At 61.6% G+C, this 6,802-nt stretch carries 1 protein-coding gene; it reads right to left on the reverse strand.

What is annotated here, in order from left to right; all coding sequences use genetic code 11:
- A partial coding sequence (locus BFQ03_RS09255) for a non-ribosomal peptide synthetase (RefSeq protein WP_139115667.1) occupies positions 1 to 6,802 on the reverse strand: 6,802 nt, incomplete at both ends.

Below are 6,802 nucleotides of genomic sequence, written 5' to 3' on the forward strand. Positions count from 1 at the left end.
ACCATTTCCAGCGACCGTTCAACCGCCACGCCCACCAGCACGTCCGGGCCGACGCCCAGTTCCAGCAGGCGGTGCGCCCACTGGTTGGCCCGGGCATTGAGTTCGGCGTAGCTCAGTTGTTGTTCGGCAAATACCAGCGCCACCGCTTCTGGGGTGCGCGCCGCCTGTTCTTCGATCAACTGCTGGATGCACTGCCCGGCCGGGTAAGCTGCGGCGGTGCGGTTCCACTCATGCAACATTTGCTGCTGGCTGGTCTCAAACAGCTTGAGCTCGCCCAGTGGACTGTCCGCTGCTACCTCAAGCATCTGTTCGAGCACCGCCAGCAGTTGCTCGCTCACTTGACCAATGGTCGAGGCCGCAAAGTGCGCACACTGGTAGCTGAAGTTGAACGCCAGGGTCTGCCCCACACCGATCATCACGGTCAACGGGTAGTTGGTCCGCTCGAAATAACTGACGTTCTTGAACACCAGCTCCTTGGGCGCTTCCTGCTGCAGCACCTCGGACACCGGGTAGTTCTCGAACACCAGCAGGCTGTCGAACAGGTCACCGCCGTCCTGCGCGGCCCAGCGCTGGATGTCGAACAGCGGCGTGTATTCGTACTCACGCAGGCGCAGGTTCAACTGCTGCACACTGTGCAACCAGCTTTCCAGGCTTTGTTCAGGTTGTGGGCTGGCAATCACCGGCAGCGTATTGATGAACAGGCCGATCTGTTGTTCGACGCCCTTGAGGTCGGCAGGCCGCCCGGACACAGTAGCCCCGAACGCCACGCTCGATTGACCGGTATAACGCTTCAACAGCAACAGCCAGGCCGCCTGGACCAAGGTGTTGAGGGTGACTTTGTGAGCCTGGGCCAGGCTGCGCAGACGTTGGGTGGTAGGTTCGTCCACAACTTGGCGCTGTTCGCCATAGAGCGCCTGCGAACCGGCGACTGGTGTGTGTGCGATAGCACGGGCCAAATGGGTCGGCTCATTGAGCGCCAGCAGTTGCTCTTTCCAGAATCGCTCGCTGGCCTCGGCATCCTGGCGTTGCAGCCACTGGATGTAGTCACGATAGCGGCCGGCATTCAACGCCAGCGTTTCACCGCTGTAGCGCTGCAACACCTCCCCCATCAATTGCGAAGCGCTCCAGCCATCCATGAGGATGTGATGGTTGGTGTAGATCAGGTGATAACGCAGTGCATCGACGCGTATCAGCACCAGACGCAATAACGGTGCCTGCGTCAAATCAAAGCCCTGCGCAAGCTCGGCCAAGGCCCGGGCGTCCAGCTGCGCCATGAGGTCGGCGCGACCTTGCCAGTCCAATACCGTGAACGGCACGCTGACGTGTGGGTGGACCACCTGCACCGGTTGCTCCAGGCTGCCCTGCCAGACAAAACTGGTGCGCAGTACATCACGAGCATCCATCGTGGCTTGCCAGGCGGCCAGAAAACGTTGCGGATCAAGTCCCTCGACATCCAGCCGCACCTGGTTGGTGTAACTGCCACCCTGAGGCTCATACAGGGTATGGAACAACATGCCACGCTGCATCGGCGACAAGGCATACACATCCTCAATCGCACCAGCACTGGCCGGCAATTCGTCCAGTTGCTGCTGGGTCAAAGTCGCCAGCGGGAAATCCGAGGGTGTCAGGCCACGATGCTGGGGCTGGCAACAATGTTCAATCAGTTGCTCAAGTTCACGGGCGTATTCATCGGCCAGGCGCTGAATCACCGGCTCACTGAACATCTGCTCACTGAAGGTCCAACCCAGGCTCAACTCACCGCCATACACCTGGCCATTGAGTGACAACCAATTGCCCAATGACGCCAGCGGGCTGTGCTCGGCGCCTTTGGCTTCAGTGGCCGGAACAAACAGCACACCGTCCTCGGCATCGAAACTGCCGTCGAACTGCCCCAGGTAGTTAAAGGTAATGCGCGGCACTGCTTGTTGGCTCAGGGCCTGGCGTGTCGGCTCATCGCCCAGGTAACGCAACAGGCCAAAACCGACCCCGCGATCGGGTACCGCACGCAGTTGCTCCTTGATCTGCTTGATCGAATCGGCGATAGCGTCAGCTGGCGTCAGATTGACCGGGAACATACTGGTGAACCAGCCCAGGGTGCGGGTCAAGTCCAACTGTTCAAACAACTCCTCACGACCATGCCCCTCAAGCTGGATCAGCGTTGAGCCTTGCCCGGTCCAGCGGCAGATCACCCGCGCCAAAGCAGCCAACAGCAAGTCGTTGATCTGGGTCCGGTAGGCCACGGCCGTGTCCTGCAACAACTGACGGGTCAGGGTTGAGTTCAATCGCGTGTAGACCGTCTGGGCATGACAGTTTTGCAGTGAGCCTTGCGGGTTGTCGCAAGGCAGTTGTGCGGCATCGGCCAGCCCCTGGGCTTGCCAGTACGGCAACTGTTGCAGTAAAGCGGCGCTCTGGCCATGAGCCTGCAAGTGCTCGACCCAGCGCTTGAATGACACCGTCTTGAGGCCGAACGTGATCACCTGCCCCGCCAACAGCTGCCTATAAGCCTCTTGCAGGTCCTCCAGCAGGATGCGCCAGGACACACCGTCCACCACCAAATGGTGCACCACTAACAACAGGCGTTGCTCGCCTCCGGGCAATTCGAAGAGCACCGCACGCAATAGCGGCCCGTGCTCCAGGCCGAGACTGCCCTGGGCCTGGTCGGCAAGCCATTCAAGCTCGCCCAGGTCAGCCACCGTTTTGTGCCAGAGCGGCGCGGACAACAACTGCTGTTGCTCCAGGGAGCGATAGCTTGCCGTCAGGTTCTGTGGGTCAAAGCTCAGGCGCAAGCCGTCGTGATGACTGATCAGTGCCTGCAATGCCTGTTCAAGGCGTTGCGGATCCAGAGGGTTCAACGGCTTGAGCAACACCGATTGGTTCCAGCGCTGACGCTCGGGGATTGCCTGCTCAAAGAACCACTGCTGCACCGGTAACAGGGCGCAGGCACCGCTGACCGGGCCTTGTTCAACGAGCCCATCCGGTTCGCCGACCTCAGCCACCCTCGCCAGGCGCTGGACTGTTTGTTGCTGAAACAGATCTTTAGGGGTAAAGCGAATACCCGCCTGGCGCGCCCGGCTGACCACTTGGATCGAAATGATCGAGTCGCCACCCAGGGTAAAGAAGTTATCCGTGACACCAACCTGCTCAAGCTTGAGGATGTCCTGCCAGATCGCCACAAGCTGGCGCTCCAGGGCATTGCCCGGGGCAAGGTATGCCCGCAGGTTCTGGGTCAGGTCTGGCACCGGTAAAGCCTTGCGGTCGAGCTTGCCATTGGGGGTCAGCGGCAACTGGTCGAGGAACACCACATGCGCCGGCACCATGTACTCCGGCAAGTGCTCCTTGAGCTGCGCCTTGATCGCCTCGCCCAGGGCTGCCGCCCCTTCGCTGGCACTGACGGAGGCCACCAGATAGGCCACCAGTTGCTGACCGCTGGCCCCTTCGATTGCCAGTACCACGCCTTCGCGCACGGACTCAAGGGCCAGCAACCGCGCCTCGATTTCACCCAGTTCGATACGGAAGCCACGCACCTTGACCTGATGGTCGATACGCCCCACGTATTCGATCACGCCATCGGCGCGGTAACGGGTCAGGTCGCCGGTACGGTACAGACGCTCGCCCGTGGTCGAGAATGGGTTGGGCACATAACGTTCGGCCGTCAGGCCTGGACGGAACAGGTAGCCACGGGTGATACCCTCGCCCGCCAGATACAGCTCGGCGGCGACGCCTATCGGTACCGTTTGCAGCTGTTGGTCCAGCAAGTAGCTGGCGGTGTTGTCCAGGGGCCGGCCAATATTGGCCGATGCTCCGATGGCGCGCCGGGTCCAGGTCGAATAGGTAGTGTCTTCCGATGGCCCGTACAAGTCGTAGACATGCTCCACCGTGGGCTGCGCATAGAGCACTTCTACCAACGACTGCTTCAGCGGTTCACCGGCCAGGTTGATGATGCGCACACTCGCGGGAATCTGCCCGGCCCGTTGCAGGGCGGCAATCGCCGACGGCACGGTGTTGATCAGGCGCACTTGATCCCGGGCCGCCAGGTCAGGCAGCTCCAGGGCATTGCGTGCCATGACGATTGAACCGCCACTGGCCAGGGTGACAAAAATCTCCCACACCGACAGGTCGAAACACACGGACGTCGAGGCCAGGACACCTTGCAGGTCATCCTGGCTGTACACCTGCTGCGACCAGTGGATCAGCGCCAGCACGTTACGGTGGGCAATCGCCACACCCTTCGGCTTGCCCGTGGAACCGGAGGTGTAAATCACATAGGCCAGGTTCGACGACTGCCCACGGTGCCCCGGGTTGTGCTGCGCATACCCGGCAAACGCGTCGCCACCGGCCTCCACCAGCACGACCTGGGCATTACCCTGCGGCAGTTGCTCCAACAGGCTGGCCTGGGTCAGCAAGACCTTGGCCTGGCTGTCTTCAAGCATGTAGGCCACACGGTCCTGCGGGTAATCCGGGTCCAGCGGCACATAGGCGCCACCGGCCTTGAGTACCGCCAGCAAGGCAATCACCAACTCGCTGGAGCGCGGCATCGCCACACCCACCCGGACTTCCGCCGCAATACCCAGCTCGATCAGCCGGTGCGCCAGCTGGTTGGCCCGCGCATTGAGCTGGGCGTAACTCAGGATTTGCTCGCCCGCCACCAGGGCCAAGGCATCCGGCTGTTGCTCGGCGCGCGCTTCGATCAGATGCTGGATACCAGGCTGATCGGCAAAGGTCGAACCGTTGGTATTCCAATCGTGGGTGATCAACTGCGCTTCGCGGATGCTGAGTAGCGCCAGCTCGGCCACCGACTGCTGCGGGTCACTGACGATCCCCTGCAACAGGGTTTGCCAATGCAAGGCCAGGCGCTCGATGGTCGCGGCCTCGAACAGGTCAGTCGCGTAAATCAGTGACGCCGACACCCCGTCCTCGGATTCGAAGGTGTTCAAGGTCAGGTCGAACTGCGCCGTGGCGCTCTCCCAGCTCAAGCCTTCGACATGCAACGCGTCCAGCCGAATGCTGGTGCTCAGGTGCTGGGGGTCCTGGCTCTGATGGTTGAACATCACCTGGAACAACGGGTTATGGCTCAGGCTGCGCTCGGGCTGCAAGCGATCGACCAACTGCTCGAACGGCAGGTCCTGCCAGGCCTGGCCAGCCAGCGCGGAACGACGCACCTGGCCCAGGAAGTCGCGAAACGACAAGCCCTCGCTGAACTCAGCCTTGAGCACCTGGGTATTGACGAAGAAGCCAATCAGGCGCTCGGTCTCCAACCGGTTACGGTTGGCGATGGGCACGCCGACGCGAATATCGTTTTGCCCGCTGTAGCGGTGCAACAAAGCCTGGAACGACGCCAGCAACAGCATAAACAGCGTGACCTGTTCGCGCTGGGCCAACTGTTTCAACGCCGCGCCCAGCTCTGCGCTCAACGGGATCTGTATTTGCGCACCACGGTAACTCTGCTGGGCCGGACGCGGATGATCGGTCGGCAACTCCAGCACGGGCTGCTCACCGCCCAGTTGCTCCAACCAATATGCCAGTTGACGCTCGCGCTCGCCGCTGTCCATCCACTGGCGCTGCCACAGTGCGTAGTCGGCGTATTGGATCGGCAAGGCCGGCAGTTGCACGTCCTGGCCCTGGCTGTAACCGGCATAAAGTTCAATCAGCTCATCCACAGTCACTTTCATCGACCAACGGTCGGAGACGATGTGGTGTTGAGTCACGATCAGCACGTAGTCGTCGGCCGCCAATTGCAGCAATTTGGCCCGCAACAACGGACCTTGATGCAGGTTGAACAGTTGGCTTACTTCCTGGTCGACCCGGGCCTTGAGCCGCGTATCGAAATCTGCTGTCGGACCGAAGGGTTCGACGGCGAGAGTCAGTTTCATCTCGGGCTGAATCACCTGCACGGTGCCCCCGTCTTCTTCGATGAACTGTGTGCGCAGGCTCTCATGACGCGCCAGCAGCGTGTTGAAACTGCGCTCCAGTGCCAGCACGTCCAAGTGCCCTTGCAGGCGCAGGGCCAGAGGCAGGTTGTAGGCGACGCTCTGCGGCTCCAACTGCCAGAGGAACCACTGCCGCTCCTGGGCATAGGACAGGTGCAATACCTGGTCCCGAGGCACAGGCAACAAGGACGGTGCCGAACAAGCCTGTTCCTCACCCAAGGCCTGGACAAAGGTCTGCAAGGTGCTGTGTTCAAACAACGTACGCAGCGGTACTTCAGCGTTCAGCAACTGCCGCACCCGCGACATGACCTGGGTGGCCAGCAACGAGTGCCCGCCCAGTTCGAAGAAGTTGTCCGCCAGGCCCACCTGCGCAAGCTTGAGCACTTCTTGCCAGATCTGCGCCACTTGCCGCTGCCGTTCGGTGCTCGGCGCCACATAGGTCTTCTGCACCTGGCTGGCGTCCGGCTTGGGCAGGGCCTTGCGGTCCAGCTTGCCGTTGGGCGTCAGGGGCAGGCGCTCCATGAACAGCCAGTACTGCGGCACCATGTAGTCCGGCAGTTGTTGGTGCAGGCTGTGTTTCAGCGCTTCGCGCAAGGTGTCTTCTGACGCCTCGGGCGCCACCAGGTAGCCGACCAGCACCGGTCCTTGCGCACCGTCCTGGGCCACCACCACCGCTTCGCGTACCTCGGCGTGTTCCAGCAAACGTGCTTCGATCTCGCCCAGTTCGATACGGAAACCGCGGATCTTCACCTGATGGTCGATCCGGCTGATGTAGTCGATTACCCCGTCCGCGCGATACCGCGCCAGGTCGCCAGTACGGTAGAAACGCCCGCCCGGCTCGCCATACGGGTTGGGCAGGAAGCGCTCGGCGGTCA

This window comes from Pseudomonas sp. 25 R 14, assembly GCF_900004755.1.
In the GTDB taxonomy this organism is placed as follows: domain Bacteria; phylum Pseudomonadota; class Gammaproteobacteria; order Pseudomonadales; family Pseudomonadaceae; genus Aquipseudomonas; species Aquipseudomonas brenneri.